General features: G+C 46.8%; 2 protein-coding genes. Both read left to right on the forward strand.

All coding sequences use genetic code 11. The features are described from left to right. Positions 1–355: peptide-methionine (R)-S-oxide reductase MsrB (msrB, locus tag R7R24_RS28170; protein WP_318120371.1), on the forward strand; the 355-nt coding region annotated here is incomplete at its 5' end. A 32-nt stretch (positions 356–387) separates the two neighbouring features. After that, the gene (locus tag R7R24_RS28175; protein ID WP_024103812.1) at positions 388–537 is read left to right on the forward strand and encodes a DUF2256 domain-containing protein; all 150 of its coding nucleotides are present in this window, start codon (positions 388–390) and stop codon (positions 535–537) included. Positions 538–619 lie beyond the last annotated feature (82 nt).

Raw genomic sequence — 619 nt, forward strand, 5'->3', positions numbered from 1 at the left:
CCCGTTTGACAACGAATATTGGGACAATAAAGAAGCCGGTATTTACGTCGACATCGTAACTGGTGAGCCGTTGTTTTCTTCTACCGACAAGTACAAATCGGGGACGGGGTGGCCAAGTTTCACTAAGCCAATCAACCCAGGTTACATCGTCGAAAAAACCGATTACAAGTTGATTTATCCTAGAACAGAAGTTCGCAGTAAGTTTGGTGATTCTCACCTAGGGCACGTATTTACCGACGGCCCAAAACCAACCGGGCTGCGTTACTGCATGAATTCGGCAGCGATGAAGTTTGTGCCAGTAAGCAAAATGGCACAATTGGGTTACGGCGACTATTTGTTCTTGTTTGAACAATAATAAAGACTGGTTAGCGTTTGAGAATTAGCATGATGAAAGGCTTTAAATCGCACTTACCAACAAAGCTGTGCCCCGTCTGTGAGCGACCTTTTTCATGGCGCAAGAAATGGGCGCGAAATTGGGAGACGGTGATTTATTGCTCTGAACGCTGCCGACGCAGCAAACCAGAGAAAAACCCGTAACGCTTACCAAGGCAAACGCTCACCATCATACGTCAAAAACGCCCCGCTATCTTGCGGGGCTGCTTTTTCTATCAGCCCCATT

It is taken from the genome of Vibrio sp. 704, assembly GCF_033339295.1.